Source organism: Idiomarina baltica OS145 (genome assembly GCF_000152885.1).
In the GTDB taxonomy this organism is placed as follows: Bacteria; Pseudomonadota; Gammaproteobacteria; order Enterobacterales; family Alteromonadaceae; genus Idiomarina; species Idiomarina baltica.
Map to the genome: position 1 here is coordinate 199,420 of NZ_AAMX01000001.1, position 20,057 is coordinate 219,476.

The window sequence follows — 20,057 nt, forward strand, 5'->3', positions numbered from 1 at the left end:
GTATAGTGCATAACGCCACACATCAGACGACTGAAAACCGCGCAGCGGTTTTTGGGTCGGCTGAATGTGATTGTTATACCTTTTCATGACTCAGCTTTGACTTGAGGTATTTTTCAATTTCCTCGATCGCCCTAACAAGATCTTGTTTGTATTCATCGGGCTCCTCGCTCAAATTGTCGTACATAATGTCGCGAGCTTTCTTATCTATGTTTCTTATGGCCTCTTTTGACGCTTCATCGGTATCGGGGTTTATGAGTTCAACGTAATGGCGAATTCGCGTAAATAATTCATGCTCGAGACCGAATACCCCTTTAAACAGTTCTTTAAGATCCGTGCCCCAGATGGCTTCCGCTTCAAGTAGGTCAGCATATAGCGTTGTTCTTTCAGCTTGAACTTTGTCCCATCTTGCTTGATAAGCCTTCGAAGTGCCGTAGAAACGTATTTGTTCGCGGGACATTGTTTTAGCTTCTTCCTCTGGCGGAGAAGGCATTTCGTACGCCCACATTGCAGGATGACGAACACCATTAATCGCGTCTCTGTATTTGAATACAGACACCAATATTCGGCGCGAAAGCTCGTATTCAGATTGCCCCTTCAATTGGCGCTGCCAAGTACCTAGGCCTTTCACGGCCACAACCGCGCCAGTAATTGCAGCACCAGAAAGCACAAGCTCCTTTAGCAATGTGACTATTTCAGTGCAGGTCACCTGATTCTCCTTTTAGGTATAACGCCCGCAGCATGCGCGGCTTTGGAATGGAGGCGAAGCCGCAATGGAAAAGACGTCGCCGTGCCTGCGATTGTTAGGGCTACCCACCGCTTTTTGACTTGATTAAGCTGTTCATGGAATTCGCCATACCCAGACCATTCATTAGGTGATAGTAGGACTTTTTTACTCGCTCATAATGCTCTGGAGTAAAGCTCATAGTAGTCGAAGGCAACCCCTTCTCGGCTACATAATTTCGTTGATTTTCATTCCATTCACCATGAACGTATGCATTCCGGATATATTTACAGGCTAAATAATCATCGAAGCATTCCCGATCAGGATTTAACCCGCGAATTTCAAATGCCTTGTAAAGCCGTTCTAATCGCTCTTCATTGGAGCCGTTTTCGAAATATGACGCTATATCAAACATCATGGGTTCTGGGTTAGCCCATTTTTTTATGATCATCTCGATACTGCCAACCATCATGACTATCCACAAACGGCAAAAAGACGAGTACTTGATGCTATCGGGAACGTTGCTTTCAACAGGATGGTCATTTACTAACTTCTCGATCAGTTCCAGATAAATCTGGTCATCGGAGTATGCGTCAATGAACTCGTCTATCATTTGGACTCCTTCGAATATTTTACTGCCCTAACCTTTGTATATTGTGCGTACACATTTAAAAACTCGTCCAATTGATAGTTTTCGACTCTTAACTTACTGATCAAGCAGGAACTCCTGACTTGAAAGGCTCCGAGTTAGCAAAGGCAATGTGAGCATGCTCAGTTACATTCTAATGTGCGCACAATATCTAATTTTAATTTTTCGTTATGTCATTGACAGTAAACGACTTAAATACACAACACAATAACAAAACGTACACTATTGCTGAGATAAGTGTGCCGTGTCTGGTTCGCGCCATCCAGACTCATTAATAACAGCGAGGCGAGTTACTCGTTGAATTAGGCAAAAAATCCGGAGGTCCGCTCCTCGCTCGCTGCGGATCTTTCCTACCCATAAATCGCATATCGTCAAAGGGTGACCTAGTATGCTCAAATAGTTTTTACTTGTTTGAAGGCCCGCTACAGTGCGACAATATGGAACGATTACGGACTACCACTGTATGAATTGAGGGAAAAAAACGGCGTTTTAGAGTCAATTTGATACGATGATTATGTATCATTTTTGCAACCACTGTGATTACAAGTGACTTTTTCTGTGGATGCTGCCCAGGCTTCAGGGTGAGTTTGCACATTCACGCCACACCCAGTAGTTTTACCGTCTTTCGCAAGTTTGTGTACTATCCCTGTAGGCTTATGAATAACTGTTTTACACATTTCAGCTTCAAAGCCGGCACCCTTAAATTTTGCAATCTTATCGATATTAGCGAAAGCCAGACCGATAGATCCAGCGAGAATAGCTAGCCCCATTTCTGCGGCCATGTTCATAAAGCCATATGTAGAGCTAATACCTAAAAGCATTAGGTATGAAAATACTTTAAATATATTTTTGATACTAGACTCCTTCAATGTATAACGCTTTGGAAAAAACACGCTTCCCGGCTTGTCAGGCCTGAGTTTAGTCTACGTACTTGTGGAACTCAATTCGTTCTGGATAGTCTCCGTTTTTGACAATTTGCAGACCTATTCCTTCCTTTAAAACTGGCGTCACGTGAGTTTTAGTCTACGCTTTAATCAGCCAATATCGGCACACACGAAAAGGAACATTCTATGGCTGTTAGACATACCCCCGAATCAGGAGAGAGCGTTGTTCACCAAGGCCAAAAAGGTGGGAAAACTGGATGCGGCGAAGACACTAACGTTAAACCATCGCATTGGACAAACACGACCGCACCGGTAACCTGCAAAAGAAATGGCTGCAAAAATTGAAGTGAATATTAAGGGCTAGTATAAACGCTAGCCCTGTTATTGATAGTTTCGCTTAATGGGATTGATAGAGGTTTCAACTGTCCAGTGTCATACTTTCCGAAAACTCCTGATCTTTATCATCGTGCTTCGACAGATATTGAAAGTGCCAGATAATGTCCGTTGAGATTGTTCGAGATCCCGCATACTTTCGGATGAAGTCCTCAGACTTTAACGGCCATTCATCTATGTTTGGCAAATATCGTCAGCAATAAGTCACGTGACAACTTCGTAGATCAAATCTACGAGCATCACTTTCCCGATGACTTGGACAAATTACGCCGCGAGCAACTTCGCCGAGCGAGCCGATAAATACGCTGGCCCATATGGCGCGCGCCAGTGCGGTGAAGTAGGGAAAGATCTGTTCCGCCACTTCGATGGTGATGAACGAATTCTCTTCACTAGCCGTTCTAGCGACGGCATCGACACTTTCTACTTTGAGTAGTATGCCGCTTATGGCATTGCAGCGCACTTCTGCGTTCGAAGGCACTTTCTTCAAAACCGTGCTGCCGGGGTTGTAAGGGCTTTTTTATGCGCCAATTATTAGCGGCACGGCTTAGAGCTTTCCGTTTCGTTCTCTACCATCAAATACGTTGCCAATGTCTTTTAAGTAGCGATTGACCATTGTCTGATATTGAGTCAACTCCAGATCATTGAAAAACGAATACTCTTCACTGGTAAAGTCAATATAAACGGACTTTAGCGGTTTGACATCTATAGTCACATTCAGCTGGGAAAGCTCCTTCCGTAACCCGCTAACAAAGCCACGGATTGCGCCATTTATAGCCAGAGGCAGCGATGACAATGCGCTGAATTCGTACGATTCTTCATAGAGGAATTGAGTGATATGACACGATTTGTGCGACCTCAGCTTGTCCGCCAGTATTCTGTATATCTCAATGACAGAAGTTATTTGTCTGGAGACCTGTTCATTAATGGTGCGGGATGGAATTGCTTCAATTGCACCAAACTTGAGAGCCCCCGGAAATAAGATGACGTCGTCAAAATAGCCGAACTCCAAAAAGGCTCTCTCAAGTTCATAATTCAGGCGCCAGTCATCTTCAGGATCACAGACACTCAGGTGTGGAGCTTCATTATTTCTTTCTTCAGTCACACTTGCCTCTGCGAAATGTAATTCCCAAACGGCGTCGTCCGAAGGTCGAATTGTTTTCACAAACTGCTTAGCTAACAAAGTGTCACTGTTGATCAGCAAATAGGTAGACATAGTTGTTCACCAACATACTTGTTGTTTTCATTTAAAAAATGGGGTGAGCATCCATAAAACACTTTTACTGTCGAATCGCCTTCCTATGGATACTCCCCCATCTGCTTACTGCTAACCATAAGTTCAAATACGAATTACCTTAACTGGATGCCGCCACCAAAGTTCCGGTAGATATCGACTAAGCGGACAAAGCTCTGTTCTTGCAGTTGAGCCAACTGGTCGCGACTGCGCAGCAGTTCACGTTCGGCATCGAGCAAATCCAGGAACTCGTTGCTACCCGCTTCATATCGCTGACGGGCAATTTCTACGGCCTTTTTACTGGCCTGCCACTGTTGCTCTGTATTAAGTTGCTGCTCGCGGCTCAGGTTGTAACTGTTAAGCGATAACTGCATTTCGTTAATGGCGTCAAATACCTGTTGCTCAAACTGAGCCAGCGCCATTTGCGCACTGGCTTCGGCCTGCCGAATGCGCGCTTTTACCGAACTTAAATCAGCAGCCTGCCAACTTAAACTTGGTGCCACTGACCAGCTTTGAGTTTCACTACCCAGCGTTAATCCAGGCCCGGATAAAAATCCCAGAAAACCGCGTACCGACAAGTTCGGATATAAATCCGCTGTAGCCACGCCGATATTTGCTGTACGGGCCGCTAATAATCGCTCGCTACTTGCCACGTCCGCCCGGTGGCGCAGATAGTTCTCACCCTCGACTACAGCCACCGGCCGCTTCAGCCCAGGCAGTTCCGGTTCAGCACTCAACTCCAACTGACCCGGCTCTAATGCCAGCAATGCCGACAAAGTCGCATCAACGGTTAGCAGTGCCTCTCGGTAAGCAGGCACTGACGCTTTCACCCGGTGCAATTGCACGTCAATTTGCGCTAACTCCAGTTCTGAGGCCATACCGACCTCTAATCTGGCCAGCACTATGGCACGACTTTGCTGCAGGTTATCCAGGTTTTCTTCGGCAACCTTCAGGCGCAACTGTGCTCCACGGTATTCGCCGTAACTGGTTGCCACCTGACTGATCAGCTGCACTTGCGCGTCGCGCCATAAAATGTCGGCTTGCTGCGCCTGCGCCTCTGCGGCCTCACTGGCACGACGTAACTTACCGAACAAATCCAGATCCCAGCTTAAGTTGGCACCGCTGCTGTACCCGCGGGTAATAACGTCATCATCGTCTGCCGACAGAGTATTGTTTTCACTCGCCTGATAACCTGTTTCCAGCGTCCCTTTCGGCCATGAATCGTTGTCGGCATCACGAAATACCGCATAAGCCCGATCGACATTCGCCCTGGCTTGCGCCAGGGTACGGTTCTCCTCCAGAGCACGTTCAACCAACTGGTTAAGCTCGGCGTCATCAAACGCCTGCCACCAGCTCAAAGCCTGCTCGGCCTGCTGATAGGGCTGGCTTAGGTTAATGCTTTCTACCTTCTCCGGCTTTTGGTAATCCGGTCCGGCAGAGCAGGCACTTAGCGACGCCACGAGCAGGGCCAGGGTTGATATCTTCGCTGTATTACGCATGATTAGTTTCCTCCGAAGAGCTTTCTGTCGGCTCTGATAGCGCCTTTTTCTCGCCGCGTTTAGCCAGCATATAGTAGAACAGCGGGGTTAAAATCAGACCGAAAATGGTGACGCCTATCATGCCGGAGAATACGGCCACTCCCATGGCCTGACGCATTTCAGCACCGGCGCCGCTTGAGAACACCATAGGCACTACGCCCATAATAAAAGCAATAGACGTCATCAGTATGGGTCGTAAACGCAGGCGACCCGCTTCCAGAATAGCGTCCATAGTGGTCATGCCGTGATCCTGCAGCTCTTTGGCGAATTCGACTATTAGAATGGCGTTCTTCGTTGCCAGCCCCACCAGCACAATTAAACCTATCTGGGTAAGAATGTTGTTATCGCCACCATAGATAAGTACACCGCTTAGCGCCGATAACAGCGTCATCGGAATAATCAGGATAATAGCCAATGGCAAGGTTAAGCTTTCGTACTGCGCCGCCAGCACCATAAACACCAGCAGGATAACCAGCGGATAAATGAACATGCCCGCATTGCCGGCCAGAATTTGCTGGTAGGTCAGTTCTGTCCACTCGTAGGTCATGCCGTTCGGCAAGGTTTCAGCCAAGATTTTTTCAATGGCGGCCTGCGCTTCCCCAGTGCTGTAACCCGGCGCAGGACCACCGTTAATTTCAGCGGTGGTAAAGCCATTATAGTGCATTACCCTATCCGGCCCTGCCGTGTTGGTAATGTTCATAAAAGACCCCACTGGAACCATTTCGCCACTGCCGTTACGCACTTTCAGCTGACTGATCTGTTCAGGCGTCTGACGAAACTGCTCATCTGCCTGCATATTCACCTGATAGGTACGCCCGAAGCGGTTAAAGTCATTCACATACACTGAGCCCATATAAGCCTGCAAAGTCTGGAATACCTCATCCAGGCTCACATCTTGTTGCTTAGCTTTCGTACGGTCGACATCGATATCAAGCTGCGGCACATTCACCTGATAACTGGAAAATACGCCGGTCAGTTCAGGCGTCGCCCGGGCCTTTTGCATCACCTCCATATTGACCTTATACAGCTCTTCGTAACCATAGTTAGCACGGTCTTGTATTTGCAGACGGAAACCACCAATAGTCCCTAACCCTTGCACTGGCGGGGGCGGGAATATGGCACTGTAAGCTTCATCAATAGCCGCGAACTTCTGGTTCAATGCACCCGCTATTGCATTAGCCGACATTGAAGAATCCGTTCGCTCATCAAAGTCAGTTAGCGACACAAACACAATTCCGGAATTCGGACTGTTAGTTAAACCGTTAATACTCAGACCCGGAAAGGCAATTAAGTTCGCCACACCCGGATGATCCAAGGCAATACTCGACATTTCTTTAATGACCGCAGCGGTGCGATCCAGCGAAGCGGCATCCGGCAATTGTGCAAAAGCCACCAGGTATTGCTTGTCCTGACTGGGCACATAACCAGTAGGAGTCGTCGCAAACTGCAGACCGGTTAACCCTAATAAAGCCACATACAGAACGCCTACAATGACGCCATAGCGGATCACTTTTTTAACCAGCCAGCCGTAACCTTTAGACAAACGGGCAAAAAAGCGGTTAAAGGGTTCAAATAACCAACGGCCTAACAGCTTATCCATACCGCGGGTCAGTATGTCTTTTTTCTCGCCATGACCTTTTAACAGAAGCGCCGCCAATGCAGGGCTCAGCGTTAGTGAATTGATGGCTGAGATAAAGGTAGAAATGGTAATGGTTAACGCAAACTGCTTATAAAACTGACCGGTTAAGCCCGACATAAAGGCGGTTGGAATAAATACCGCTGCCAGCACCAGTGTCGTCGCGACAATAGGACCAGTCACCTCTTTCATGGCTTTTTGTGTAGCAGCAATGGGGGACAAACCTTCGCTAATATTCCGCTCTACGTTTTCCACCACCACAATGGCGTCATCCACGACGATACCAATAGCCAGCACCAGCCCAAACAGCGACAAGGCGTTTAACGAAAAGCCCAGCAAGTGCATGAAGGCAAAGGTTCCAACCAGCGACACCGGTACCGCGACCAAAGGAATAATTGAGGCGCGCCAGGTTTGCAAAAACAGCACCACAACCAGTACCACCAACAATACAGCTTCGAGCAGAGTTTTCACTACCGCATCAATAGAGCCGCGCACAAAAACGGTTGTGTCGTACACAATGTCGTACGTTAAACCGTCAGGAAAACCTTTCGACAATTCCGCCATTTTGGAGCGAACATCGTCAGAAATTTGAATGGCATTGGAGCCAGACGCCTGGAAAATAGGAAGCGCTACCGCGTCTTTATTGTTCAGTAACGAGCGCAGCGCATAAGTTGAAGCGCCAAGCTCAACACGGGCGACATCTTTTAAGCGACTGATCTCGCCGTTCTCGCCCACCTTGATAATAATGTCTTCAAACTCTTCGACGTCTGTCAGACGGCCTTTCACATTGATAAGCAACTGAAAATCAGCGTCACCGCTTGGCTGAGAACCCAAACTGCCAGCTGCCGCCTGTTGGTTTTGCTCACGAATTGCCTCGGTAATTTGCGCCGGGGACAAACCCAGTGCGGACACCTTATTAGGATCCAGCCAGACCCGCATGCTGTATTCGCCAGCGCCAAATAACCTGACCGCCCCAACGCCTTCTATACGCGCCAGTTCGTCTTTGATATTTAAGTTCGCATAATTCGACAGGTACAGCATGTCGTAGCGATCATCCGGTGAGGTTAGATTCACCACCATGATTTCATTTGGAGACGACTTCTCAGTCACTACCCCCAAGCGCTGCACCACCTGTGGCAGGCGCGGTTTGGCTCGCTCTACCCGGCTTTGCACCTGAGTTTGCGCTAAATTGACGTCGGTACCGATAGCAAAGGTAACGGTCAGTGTCATACGACCATCCGAGGTGGCCTGAGAGGACATATACAACATATCCTCCACACCATTAATTTCCTGCTCCAGTGGCGAGGCCACAGTTTCCGCTATGACTTTGGGGTTAGCACCCGGGTAGTTAGCCGTTACTACAACCGTTGGTGGCGCCACCTCCGGGTATTCGGTAATAGGCAGTTGCCATACCGCTATCGCACCGGTAATAAAGAACAACAGCGAGATAACCGCGGCGAAAATCGGCCGTCGGATGAAAAATTGAGAAAACATTCAGTACCCCTTAACCGTGGTTATCTGCTGTAGATGTTTGCGCCGTCAGCTCATTGCTGGCTTCGTCCAGCAGCTGTTGCGCCTTACGTAACCTGACCAATTGCTCACTGCTTGCCATTGGCACCAGTTGAGGATCAACTTGCATATTGGCTCTAACTCGCTGCAAACCGTTCACTACAATTTTGTCCGTTGGCGTTAAACCTTCTGTCACTATGCGCAGGCCATTAACTTTTTCACCCAGCTCAATCGCCCGATACTCCAGCTCATTATTACTATTAACCACCAATACAAACTTGTTATTCAGGTCGGTTCCAACAGCCTTTTCGTCAATCAAAATGCCTTCATAAGAGTCGCTGCCCACCAAACGAATACGGGCAAATAGACCAGGTAACAAGTCGTTGTCATCGTTAGGGAAACTGGCTCGTACACGAATAGTGCCGGTTTGCGCATCAATGCGGTTATCGACAAAATCGACCCGGCCTACGTGCTGATAATTGCTGTCGTTAGCCAGTGCCATATAAACGGGGTTCGAGGTCGAGTCGCGGGTATCAGCTCGTTTCCCTGTTTCAGCCAGACGTGCGTACTTGAGGTAGCTCTGCTCGTCTACATCGAAATACGCATACATTTTCTCGGTTGAAACCAGGCTGGTAATTTGACTTTGTCCCGCGCTCACAAAGTTACCGGCGGTAACCTGAGCATAAGATACCCGGCCGCTAATAGGCGCGGTAATGCGGGTGTAGCTTAAGTCGAGTTCAGCGCGTTCAAGTGCCGCTTCAACCGAAGCTACTGTTGCCGCTGTTTGCTGTTTACGAGCTAAACGACTGTCCAGTAGTTCAGCAGAAATTGCCCGCTGGCTACTGAGTTTTTCAGCCCGCCGGTATTCCTTTTCCGCCTGAACCGCAGCGCTTTGCGCACTTTGCAGCTCAGCTTTTAAGCGAGCAACTTCGGTAGCGAAAGGACGAGGGTCAATTTGCACCAGCAAGTCCCCTTTATCCACTAAAGCACCTTCACTGAAGTGCACCTGCTCAATATAACCAGAAACTCGCGGTATCAACTGAACCGTTTCTGGCGCTTGCAGACGACCGGTAAATTCATCCCATTCGGTGATTCGCTCGTGAACCACCTGCGCCACACTAACTTGCGGTGGAGCTGGCGCCTCAGCTTCGTCTGCCGCTTCCGGATTACTGCACGCGGCTAATACCAGCGCAGCAATACCTCCTAAAAGAACTTTTACAGTGTTTGTCGTACTCATGGCCTTGCTCTCCAAACTATTGCCAGATACTGCGAAATGAGCATCAAATAAAACTAGCTATTTATGTACCGTTCGGTAAGAATATAGAAATCGGAGTTGCTGTCAAATGAATTTTGTACTGATCGGTAAAATTGATGGTTATTTTGAACTAAATACTGAAAAACAACGTAAGAACAACTGAAGCAACCAAAAAAACAGGCCGCCTTTAATACGAGGTAAAGTATAGTTAGTGCAGGTAGAAATTAGCGTGCCGAAAACTGCTGACGACTTGCCTATTTCTATAGAGTGGATACGAACCCCTGTTTTCAATTGATGCCAGCGGTGTTGTGCCGCAGCAGAATCAGACGGAGTATCGCTGGACAGTATTCGCCCGCCTGTTTACTATGTGAGCGTGTCAGCAAGGGCACTAAAGTGTCGATGAGGAGTATAGCTATGACAACGAAAACTCAAACGGTTTGTCGCGGACGACCTTGTGCTTTTAATAAAGAAGAAGCACTGGGCAAAGCGTTAGAACTGTTTTGGCGTAATGGCTACGAAGGCACCTCATTGAGCGACCTTACAAAAGTGATGGGTATTAATAAACCCAGTCTCTACTCGGCCTTTGGTAATAAAGAACAGCTGTTTTTACAGGCTATCGACCTTTACGAAAAGCGCCCTGGCGCCTTCTTTTATTCAGCGATGGATCAGAAAACGGCTTATTTGGTCGTACAGTCAATGCTACGCGGAGCAGCCGACAGCATGGCAAATGGCGAACATCCGCAAGGCTGTGTTGTGGTTCAGGGGGCTCTGTCCTGTAGCGAAGCTTCAGCAACGGTTAAAGAAGCATTAATTAAACGCCGCCTTGAAGAGCAACAAGAACTGCAGAAACGTTTTGAACAGGCGCAACAAGATGGCGACCTGCCACAGCATATTGATGCGGCTAATCTAGCTTCTTATATTGGTACCGTGTTACAAGGTATGTGCGTACAGGCTAATAATGGCGCCTCTACCGCCGAGTTATATGCGGTTGCTGATATGGTTCTGGAAAACTTTCCTAAGGCCTGACTGTTCGGGGTTAAACAAGCGCAACATGTAAGATCCTCCGCAATACTTGCCTAATACTACAACTCTTGAGCCATTCGCTAGTCGAAACGTAATACCCGCATCTATACTGATTAATCTGATTTAAAGGGTGAATCTAGCCACAGCTCGAGGATTACAATTATGTCTGATCAGTACCTTACCCGGCGAATGGCAGACCTGACACAGCGGCTGCTTCCGTTACTTACAAAAGAAAGTCTTACGCAAACAGCCATTGATGACATTTCACTGATGCATCTCAGTAACCCGTCACAGGTTCGCCCAATTATTTATCGCCCCGCGGTTTGCTTTATGCTGCAAGGAGCAAAAGAGCTGCTGGTGGGCAATACCAAAGTCACTTACGAGCAAATGAATTATCTTTTGATTCCGGTCGTGTTTCCGGTTTCTGGTCGAGTATCACAAGCATCCCCGGATAACCCCTACGTCGGTTTAAGTTTTAATTTTGACACTGCCGAATTGCGTGAATTAATTCTGTTATTGGGCGACCGCATTCCTGCAACGGTAAAATCACAAAGTAGCCTGTGTGTTGGAAAGGTCGACAGCGAAATGATGCAGTTACTGGAGCGCGCAACTGAATTGCTGGAAAAACCCGATGACGCGAAAGTACTGTTTCCGTTAATTAGACGCGAATTGATGTATCGTTTGTTACTCGGAGAGCTGGGAGGTCTATTGCGAGATTTTAACCTTATAGACACCCAGGCAAGTCGTATTGCTCAAGCCATCGATATTATCAAACGCCGGCTACACGAGCCGCTGCGCGTTAAAGATTTAGCTAGTGCGGTACATTTAAGTGAATCTGCCTTTTATCAGGCATTTAAAAGTGTAACTGCCATGTCGCCCATTCAATTTCAGAAAAAGCTGCGACTAGATGAGGCACGGAGGATTATGTTGTTTGAAGGAAGCGATGTCAGCACCGCCTGCTATCAGGTGGGTTATGAAAGTCCATCTCAGTTTAGCCGCGAGTATAGCCGTTTGTTTGGACAGTCACCGAAAGCCGATATTAACGACTTTCGTATTAGTTCCGGAAGCGGCTATCCTCAATTAGCCGGTTAGCTCTTTGAGCATCAATAAGACGTATGCTTTTACGGCTTCTTCCTAAGTGTGTTCTTCTAGATGGAGAGCTTCCCAGTCACCTACAAGGTTCTACTCCATGTATGAGCGAACATCCCGGACCATGGTTCAGGCATTCAATATCAGCTACGTCATCAGGTTGAAGAACATAGACAATCAACTACCACGAATATGTTTCCCTTCCAGATGGCTACCTCCCACTCCTGCTTCAAAGGTAGCTATCCTCCCCCTTCTATAATTACCACATTAATGCTGGATCGACACTAAACAAAAGGAGGATAACGGATCTATATATTCGACTTTGCCAACTATCATCGTCTCCTACTGTCTGAATCCCCGGGCGATCCTCAGCTTTCTGGAAGAGTTGGCTATATATAACTCATCCGCCACTGATAGCGGCATTAATATTGAAATACCTATCGAAACCAATATTTTTAATACTCTGTTTCCCCCTAAATGATTACACGCTGCGCTCGAGCAAGGTCTGCAATTAGCTCAGATCTAGTCTGTCGCTCATTTTTCCATGCCGGATGACCCGGAGCGGTGCGCCAAGACTCACGAAGGGGGCTATTGTCAACGGTGTCAAAACCGAACTGATCGTACAACTTTGTCACGAACTCAACGGCTTCGGGAAAGTTACTTGAAGTCGTCAATGCTAAACGCCTTGGGTCATCTTTTGGTTTTGCCCAGCGAATAATTCGGGGAGCCTGAATGTGAGTAAATGCCTGAGCTACTTTTGACGTGGGAAGATGCTCTTGGCGTAGCTCTAAAACAGTCTTTTCACCCGAGTCAATAGCTGGAATGTTACCGTCACGCCAGATCATGTAGTTGTTTGTATCAAGCACAACTTTGCCCGCGAGTTCTTCCACTGGCATATCATTAACAACTTTAAGAGGAACCGCTATGACGACAAAGTCACCCGCTGCTGCGGCGCCAGCAGCAGTTTCAGCACGCGCCGATGGGCCAAGTTCGTCAATGAGCTCTATTAACGTTTCCGGTTCTCTAGAATTTGCGATGACAACATTATAGCCGCTCGCTATCGCGGCTCGCGCAACATGACTACCAACTTCACCAGCGCCTATGATTCCAAGTGTTAACATTAGTGACCCCTTCTTAAAATTTTACTGTTTACCTCAATTGCACGCTGCAGCAAGAAGCTCATCACTTACGGTCCAGAGCTCCTTAGCTTTTTTAGCATCTAGCGCGTATGACCGAACACCATCAACAAAAGGGTTAGGTGTGTCGTCGACGGCTGCAATCGTACAGTCTTCTAAGTAACGTCCACCGATTTCGTCTTTGTCAGCTACTGCCGCACCCCAAACCGATGTAGCAGCGGCCTGTGCGACGTCTTTCAGTTCTGACGGCGGCAAACCGGCCTCTGCGCGAGCGTTCCCGACAAACTCGAAAAGCCCTTGTAAGTCTTCTTGAGAGAAGTGACGTGCAAGATCGGTAAGGCTATTTCCCGGCATAACAGAGGCAGCGCGGATTCCGCGATGACGATGACGCTTATCAAACTCTACCGCAAACAGAGCATTTGCCGTTTTTGACCGCCCATAGGCGACAAAAGGATCGTATTCTTGTTGCTCAAAATTCGGATCACTCAGGTCAACGTCTGCAGCTCGATGAGCCTGGGACGATAGCACCACTAAACGTCCGTTATCTGCTATCAGTTGCTCGATTCGATTTATTAGCGCGAAATGACCTAGGTGATTAGTTCCGAACTGGATCTCGACCCCCTCAACGGTTCTACCGAAAGGTGTTGCCATGACACCAGCATTAGCAATGATTGCGTCAAACAACTGACCATTACCCAATAAGTTGTCCGCGCAAGCATGAACACTTTGTAACGATGCTAGGTCGAGCTGAACCAATTCGAAATTACCATTGCCTTGCGATGCGGCCTCCCGAATTGGTGCGCTGGTCAATTCACCTTTTTGTAACTCCCGGACAGTACCTACCACGCTAGCACCATGAGCGGCCAATGAACGAGCTGTCTCGAGTCCAATCCCCGACGACACACCGGTAATAAGAAACCGTTTCCCTCTGAGATCGACACCGGAAAGTACCTCGTCAGCTGTCGATTTTGCGTTAAATTTCTTAAACATTTACATTTCCTCTCGTTAATTTTCAAAGTAATTAGGTTAATAAACCTACCCCTATTAGATTCCCGCTCCACCGGCCATATTGATAGTTTCGCCGGTGATATAGCTAGCACTAGGGCCAGATAGGAAGCCAACAGCTTCCGCTACTTCCTCAAGAGTCGCAAAACGACGTATGGGGTGAAGATCTAGAAAACTATCAAGATCTGGATTTTCGCCTAGGACTTCTTTGTTCATGTCCGTCGGCAGAGCGCCTGGCTGTAAAACATTCACAGTGATATTGCGAGGACCAAGATCACGTGCGATTCCTTTCGCATACCCAACAAGTGCGGATTTTGTTCCGGCGTAGTCGGCAACACCTCTGAAGGGTACATACTGACCTAGCAGTGAACCGATGAAGATAATTCGCCCACCATCTGTTAGCTTCGATGCCGCTGCGCGAGTAATAGCTATTGCACCCATAACATTTACTTGCCACTGGCTATTATATTTATCTTCATCAAGTTCAGGATCATCTACCATTTGGCCTTGTGCGGTAATTCCAGCATTGTTGACAAGGATGTCGAGTTTACCGAATCCAGCTATTACTGAATCAATTAGAGGTTTAGCGGAACTAAGATCTGCTTGATCACTCTTGATTGAATTGGCTTTTACGCCTTCTTTTCTTATTTCCTCCACTACATATGTCGCTTTGTCATCCGAGGACACATAACTAATTACGACATCAGCGCCCAGTTTAGCTAGCTTTACTGCTATCGCCGCTCCAAGCCCCCTTGAACCGCCAGTAACCAATGCAACTTTACCTTTCAAAATTTTACCCATGCTCTTTCCTTACCGTGTTACATGTTTTAATGAAGCTTAAAATTAAATAACGATCATTACTATAATGGTCATTATTAAAAATACAAAACTACATTTCAAGCTTTTTTTGTAATGACCATTAATAAATTTCAGTTATCCAACTTGCAGGCTTTTCTAAGAGTTTTATAATGGTCGTTATTAATATGAGGAGGGATTTAATGGGACGTCATCGTCAATTCGATGTGGAGCAAGCTCTCGATGCGGCACTTTGCGTGTTTTGGCGCAAGGGTTACGAAGGCGCATCGTACACTGATCTAACACAGGCTACGGGTGTGGAAAGACCTGCGCTCTACTCCGTGTTTGGCAACAAAGAAGCACTGTTCCGTCGAGCACTCGAACGCTATTACGAGCACTACCTGGATTTCTTCCCCGCAGCGTTGGAGCAGCCCACTTCACGTGAAGTGGTCTCACATATTCTTCACAAGGCAGCCGAGTTACACACCCGTTATCCTGATCGTACCGGCTGCCTTGGAATTCAAGGGGCTTTAGCTGGCTCTGACGATGCAGAGCCTATTCGACGCGCTCTAGTCGATGCCCGGGCAGAAGGAGAGGAATCGCTACGTATTCGACTAGAACAAGCCATACGTGATGGCGATTTACCTAAGACAGCGGATTGTTCATCACTCGCCGCCTTCGTCTGCGCTGTGCTCCACGGCATGGCTGTGCAAGCTAAGGCTGGCGTCAGTCGTGATGTTCTGGAGGCTGTTGCTGAACAAGCCTTGGCGACTTGGCCGTCAAAACCTAAACATTCAGCAGCCTAACCGTGACGCAACGATCCCCTACCATGGAATCGTCCCGCCGGTTGTACGAAATAAGCCGGTTTGACTATCGTTGCCTTCAAGCGCGCATTCTACGGCAATCGCTGCACCTTCTTCTGGTGTCCCCGGTGCCTGCTCTCCTCCAAGATCCGTTGCTATCCACCCAGGACTTACAGAGTTTACTCTGAAACCCTCAGCGCGGAGCTCTTTGGCAAGTAAAACGGTAAACATGTTTAAAGCTGCCTTTGACGAGTTGTAAGCCAATGGGTTGGTACCATGAAAAGGCCAGGATGGGTCACCGTGCATAGCCATTGAGCCAAGGCCTGTCGAAACATTAACGATGACCTTACGCTCCCCGGCTCTCAAAAGAGAAAGCATATTTTGTGTCACCATTACGGTGCCAAAATAATTCGTCTCGAATGTTTCCCTCAGAGATTCAAGGCTCACACTGGAGGCCAGATCAAAATCATTAATCATTCCGGCGTTATTGATAAGCCCATCGAGAAGACCACTTTTTGATTTTATATGATCGGCAGCTTCTTTCTGTGAATTTACGTCGGTCAAATCAATGTAAACAAAACGTACGTCAAGGCCAGATGCTTCGAATGCTTCGGCTATATTGCGACCCTCTTCCACGTTACGGGCACCCAGGTAGACTGTATGACCATGCAAGCCCAACTGTTTAACGATCTCTTTGCCGATGCCTTTATTTCCGCCTGTTACAAGAAACACTTTACTCATAATCACCTCTCGTTTAATCCAGTTTGCTATTCGATGATTGTTTTTAGTCAAAGTGTAGAACTAAATTATTATGAGTAATATAGAGATAATATGAATGAACTATACAACAGGAGCCATGAATGTCGCTGCCACCAATGAATGAGTTACTCGCGTTTCAAAAAACCGCGAGCCGCTTGAGTTTTAAAAAAGCATCTGATGAGCTGAACTTAACGCCTTCAACGGTAAGTCACCTTGTTAGGTCATTAGAAGAACGCTTAAAAACACGTTTACTGAATCGGACTACGCGCAGTGTGTCCCTAACAGAACCTGGCCAAAAGCTGTTTGGCCAACTTAATTCAATCCTTAATAATCTTACCCAAGCAGTAGATGAATTAGATACGGATGACAAGCAGCCCAACGGCACCATCCGTATCAGCGTGAACGAAATTGCCGCACCAATTTTGCTTGATAAGTTAGGTAAGGAGTTCCGGGAGACATTTCCCAACGTCCACGTTGAGTTGATTGTCGATAATCGATTAATCGACACTGTCGCCGAGGGCTTTGACGCCGGAATTCGACTAAGAGACACCGTCCCTCAAGATATGGTTGCGGTACCAGTTATTAAAGATTTTCGCTTTGTCGTGGCTGCGGCAACCACTTACATTGAGAAGCATGGTTTGCCTACCCAACCCTCCGATCTTTTAGAACACAACTGTATTGGGTTTCGCTTTCAAAGCGGCAGACTGTATGAGTGGGAATTCAAACGGAAAGATAAACGAATGGTTATTGATGTTAAGGGAACAATGACTACAAATAATCCTGGTTTAATTATGAAGGCGGTTAAAAACGGAGTTGGTATTGGTCATATAGCTGAGCCTCTTATTAAAAAAGAGGTCGAGTCAAAGGAGCTCACAGTCCTCTTAGATGACTGGAACCCCGGATGGCCTGGCCTTTATCTGTATTTTCCAAGAAATCGCCATATGCCTTCAGGTTTGCGAGCCGTTATAGATACTCTTCGGGACAATTAAACTACTAACGTATCGATCCAACTGGGCTGGTCGCGTTCGGAAGACAACTAAGTTTTTTCTAGTAGCCAGCCTTAGGTTCTAGACAGAGTCTCGTAGCAAACCTGATGCTAATAACTGGAAGGCTTCAACGGCTTTAGGCGTCACTTGGCTAGCTGGTTTTGATTTTGAAATAAAAGTTATTGCCCGTATTCCATAATAGTGACAAATGACTGCAAAATCAGCTACCGGTAAATAAGCATGGCGCAAAAGACAACACTATGGACACTCGCGCCATCATCAACTACGTATTACTTACGTCGGTCATTGCAACCGGCACCGGCATTGACGTCGGAAGCAGGTCATCACACAGCCTGACTCTGCCCGAAGCTAATAAGCTGGTGGCCTCGCTCCTGCATTGTGTCGAAATACACCTTATGCGTACAAAACTAGAGTAATATAGGGCTGTGCTGCACTAGTCACATGCAAACGAAATGGCTGCAAGAATTAAAACATGAATTGAGGGCTAGAATCATCCTAGCCCTATCTTTGGTAGATAGCGGTTGATTCGAGTTGTGATTTTTTCAACTGTCTAGTGTCATATTCTCCGAAAACTCCTGATCTTTATCATCGTGCTTCGACAGATATTGAAAGTGCCAGATAATGTCCGTTGAGATCGTTCGAGATCCCGCATACTTTCGGATGAAGTCGTTCATCATGTACCGGTAGCGCGCAAACTCAGAGCTGTATTCAAATGCCTCAAACAGATTCGACACGCGCTCATCATATTCAAGGTTGACTCGTGCTTCCGCCGCACTAAAAGCATAATAATAGGCCAAGTCCTCGGACTTTAAAGGCCACTCATCCACGTTGTTTGGCAGCAATGAATAGGCAAGCCGATATTCAGAGCAAACACAACCAATGGATGCGAAGTACTGCAATAATCCCTGCACCTCTGCGGATGGCCTTAGTAAGTTGTAGCCCTTAAACTTAGGCTTACGGTATAAAAACAGCTCGCCATCGGTATGATGAAGCTGACTTTGTATTTCTATCTCGGCTGCTTCTAACAGTTTCTCAGGCGCTAAGCCAACAAAACTTATGGTTTTAAGTGCCATATGTGCCTCTCTTTAAATTCTGTGGTTTAAACTATTCTTTGGACGCATAGAGCTTTCCGCGAAGCTCCGCGTTCTCAATCATTAGCTTGGCATTTTGCTCCGCCAGCGAGTCCCGCTCGTTCTGTATCTCATCGAGGTCGTCTTCGAGCTTTTCAACGCAGTCAACGGCTGATTGTTCGCTCTCCTGGTAGTGAGTGATAGATGCCGCATGGTTTGCTTCGAGACTCTTGAGGCGACGCTCAAATAGGCTTTGTGCATCACCGTAGGCGGCTACTGCCATATTCTTCATCGCCTGCGACACCTTATCTATGAGCAGCTCCGCCTCGTCCGCATATGCGCTGGGTAATGCGTCAAACGACAGGTCGCTGCGGGCAGACGGATACAACGGCTCATCGCGGTTATTCTGGTAGCTTTCCCAAATCGATTTGATGCGAGCTAAACCGCCCCTATCGCCAAGCTGAACACGAATAGCGCCCGCATTCGGGCGCTTTCCTCGCTTCTCCAGAGCTAAACCGGCATCAATGATTTGCTGTTCGCTGACTTCCGGGTGGCGTGCCATAAATCATTCCTCTTTAAAGAAATTAATTAAATTAAAGAAATTAATGATCGGCCGAAATGGGCACGCCCATTTCGGCATCGGCCAGAAACGCCATGGACTGCTCGCCCTCAATACTGAAGTGCTTTGAGCGCTCTAACACATCAATCAATAGCGGCTTTCTGTCGGTACTTAGTGCGATACCCGGGATGAGTGCAACCCATGCCTCCCGGAGCCGTTCGGCCATCAGCGGCGCTCGTGCATCGAGCTTCTTCAATGCGCCAGCACAGAGCTCCAGGGTCAAATGCGGCGAATCAACACGACATCCCAGCCGGCTCGGCATCTGTTGGTTGGTCAGCGTTTGTGTTTTTCCAATATCATGTAAAAGCGCAGCAACAATGGCGGTGTCCCTCTCAATGCTCTTAAAAGTCTGTACCCCCAGAATATTCCAGGCGACATCAATGGAATGTTCAAGCAGCCCCGCCCCGTAACTGTGGTGACCGTTAAGGGTTGCGGGGCACTCAAGGTAGGCGATAGCCACGTGTTTCTGTAACAGCACGTCACAGAGGAATTCTTTCATGACCTCGGACTGGATACGGCTCTCCATCACAAGCAGCGCTTTAAAAATATCAGTGCGTGGGCACTTAGCAATTGGAAGCGCCGCAAGCGACATACCGATGGTCTCGCAGTCATCGGCGCAGGCCAGTACCTTACAAACCCGTACACTTTGTTCACCAATAAATGACTTCGCGACTTCCACGTGAACCATAGCGTCCACTAAGATAGCTTCATCGCGCAGTTGCTCATATCGGGCATAAACCTCAATAGTGCCGGAGCTGTCAGATAACGTTAATTTGCAACGCTCCTGCGCCGATGTTGTATTCACATACTCCACTTCACACAAGTAGTAACGTCCGGTAAAGCGCATGTAGTCTTTCGCGTCGACGAGCAGCGGCTGAATGGTGTCTTTGATCGTGTTGGTTGTAATGGTGTTCATAATAATTCTCCAGGGTAAT

The 20,057-nt window shown here is 47.5% G+C and carries 18 protein-coding genes; 4 read left to right on the top strand and 14 right to left on the bottom strand.

Translation table 11 applies throughout. From position 1 onward, the window contains the following. Positions 1-73 precede the first annotated feature (73 nt). The 7 genes from OS145_RS00930 to OS145_RS00965 form a co-directional block, all read right to left on the bottom strand. Positions 74-706, bottom strand: coding sequence for a hypothetical protein (locus OS145_RS00930; protein ID WP_006954052.1), 633 nt, complete (start codon positions 704-706; stop codon positions 74-76). 100 nt (positions 707-806) lie between these two features. Then, entirely contained in the window at positions 807-1,334 is a 528-nt protein-coding gene (locus OS145_RS00935) for a hypothetical protein (protein WP_006954055.1), read from the bottom strand. Positions 1,335-1,882: 548 nt separating this feature from the next. Beyond that, complete coding sequence (locus tag OS145_RS00940; RefSeq protein WP_131382110.1) at positions 1,883-2,263, bottom strand: hypothetical protein; 381 nt, start codon at positions 2,261-2,263, stop codon at positions 1,883-1,885. A gap of 928 nt (positions 2,264-3,191) precedes the next feature. Further along, on the bottom strand, positions 3,192-3,860 hold the full coding sequence (locus OS145_RS00950) for a Rossmann-fold NAD(P)-binding domain-containing protein (RefSeq protein WP_006954057.1): 669 nt from the start codon (positions 3,858-3,860) through the stop codon (positions 3,192-3,194). A 134-nt stretch (positions 3,861-3,994) separates the two neighbouring features. Further along, positions 3,995-5,377 (bottom strand): efflux transporter outer membrane subunit, encoded by a 1,383-nt coding sequence (locus OS145_RS00955; RefSeq protein ID WP_006954058.1) that lies wholly within the window; start codon positions 5,375-5,377, stop codon positions 3,995-3,997. Next, on the bottom strand, positions 5,370-8,546 hold the full coding sequence (locus tag OS145_RS00960; RefSeq protein WP_006954059.1) for an efflux RND transporter permease subunit: 3,177 nt from the start codon (positions 8,544-8,546) through the stop codon (positions 5,370-5,372). The genes OS145_RS00955 and OS145_RS00960 overlap by 8 nt, the downstream gene beginning before the upstream one ends. A 10-nt stretch (positions 8,547-8,556) precedes the next feature. Next, a complete protein-coding gene (locus tag OS145_RS00965; protein WP_006954060.1) occupies positions 8,557-9,798 on the bottom strand; it encodes an efflux RND transporter periplasmic adaptor subunit in 1,242 nt (413 codons plus the stop codon). A gap of 432 nt (positions 9,799-10,230) precedes the next feature. Here OS145_RS00965 and OS145_RS00970 point away from each other — a divergent pair, with 432 nt between their 5' ends. Then, positions 10,231-10,842: a TetR/AcrR family transcriptional regulator gene (locus OS145_RS00970; protein WP_006954062.1), complete on the top strand. Its 612-nt coding sequence runs from the start codon at positions 10,231-10,233 to the stop codon at positions 10,840-10,842. Between the two features lie 159 nt (positions 10,843-11,001). Then, complete coding sequence (locus tag OS145_RS00975; protein ID WP_006954063.1) at positions 11,002-11,931, top strand: AraC family transcriptional regulator; 930 nt, start codon at positions 11,002-11,004, stop codon at positions 11,929-11,931. 470 nt (positions 11,932-12,401) lie between these two features. On the opposite strand, the gene OS145_RS00980 is transcribed toward OS145_RS00975, so the two are convergent. From OS145_RS00980 to OS145_RS00990, 3 genes are read right to left on the bottom strand one after another with little or no spacing between them, the layout of a single operon-like run. Then, complete coding sequence (locus tag OS145_RS00980; protein ID WP_006954064.1) at positions 12,402-13,049, bottom strand: NADPH-dependent F420 reductase; 648 nt, start codon at positions 13,047-13,049, stop codon at positions 12,402-12,404. A 33-nt stretch (positions 13,050-13,082) separates the two neighbouring features. Continuing rightward, positions 13,083-14,054 carry an SDR family NAD(P)-dependent oxidoreductase gene (locus OS145_RS00985; protein WP_006954065.1) on the bottom strand — a complete coding sequence of 324 codons (972 nt, stop codon included), beginning with the start codon at positions 14,052-14,054 and terminating at the stop codon, positions 13,083-13,085. A 54-nt stretch (positions 14,055-14,108) separates the two neighbouring features. After that, entirely contained in the window at positions 14,109-14,870 is a 762-nt protein-coding gene (locus OS145_RS00990; RefSeq protein ID WP_006954066.1) for an SDR family NAD(P)-dependent oxidoreductase, read from the bottom strand. A gap of 197 nt (positions 14,871-15,067) precedes the next feature. Here OS145_RS00990 and OS145_RS00995 point away from each other — a divergent pair, with 197 nt between their 5' ends. Next, positions 15,068-15,670, top strand: coding sequence for a TetR/AcrR family transcriptional regulator (locus OS145_RS00995; protein WP_006954067.1), 603 nt, complete (start codon positions 15,068-15,070; stop codon positions 15,668-15,670). Positions 15,671-15,688: 18 nt separating this feature from the next. Here the strand turns inward: OS145_RS00995 and OS145_RS01000 are convergent, their stop codons facing one another. After that, on the bottom strand, positions 15,689-16,408 hold the full coding sequence (locus OS145_RS01000; protein WP_006954068.1) for an SDR family oxidoreductase: 720 nt from the start codon (positions 16,406-16,408) through the stop codon (positions 15,689-15,691). A 134-nt stretch (positions 16,409-16,542) separates the two neighbouring features. Between OS145_RS01000 and OS145_RS01005 the strand changes: the two genes are divergently transcribed. Then, complete coding sequence (locus OS145_RS01005; RefSeq protein ID WP_165477433.1) at positions 16,543-17,415, top strand: LysR family transcriptional regulator; 873 nt, start codon at positions 16,543-16,545, stop codon at positions 17,413-17,415. 560 nt (positions 17,416-17,975) lie between these two features. Here the strand turns inward: OS145_RS01005 and OS145_RS01010 are convergent. The 3 genes from OS145_RS01010 to OS145_RS01020 are packed head-to-tail and all read right to left on the bottom strand — an operon-like array spanning position 17,976 to position 20,038. Then, entirely contained in the window at positions 17,976-18,506 is a 531-nt protein-coding gene (locus tag OS145_RS01010) for a hypothetical protein (RefSeq protein WP_006954070.1), read from the bottom strand. A 31-nt stretch (positions 18,507-18,537) separates the two neighbouring features. Beyond that, positions 18,538-19,065: a DNA-binding protein gene (locus OS145_RS01015; protein WP_006954071.1), complete on the bottom strand. Its 528-nt coding sequence runs from the start codon at positions 19,063-19,065 to the stop codon at positions 18,538-18,540. Positions 19,066-19,105: 40 nt separating this feature from the next. Continuing rightward, positions 19,106-20,038, bottom strand: coding sequence for a 3'-5' exoribonuclease YhaM family protein (locus tag OS145_RS01020; RefSeq protein WP_006954072.1), 933 nt, complete (start codon positions 20,036-20,038; stop codon positions 19,106-19,108). Positions 20,039-20,057 lie beyond the last annotated feature (19 nt).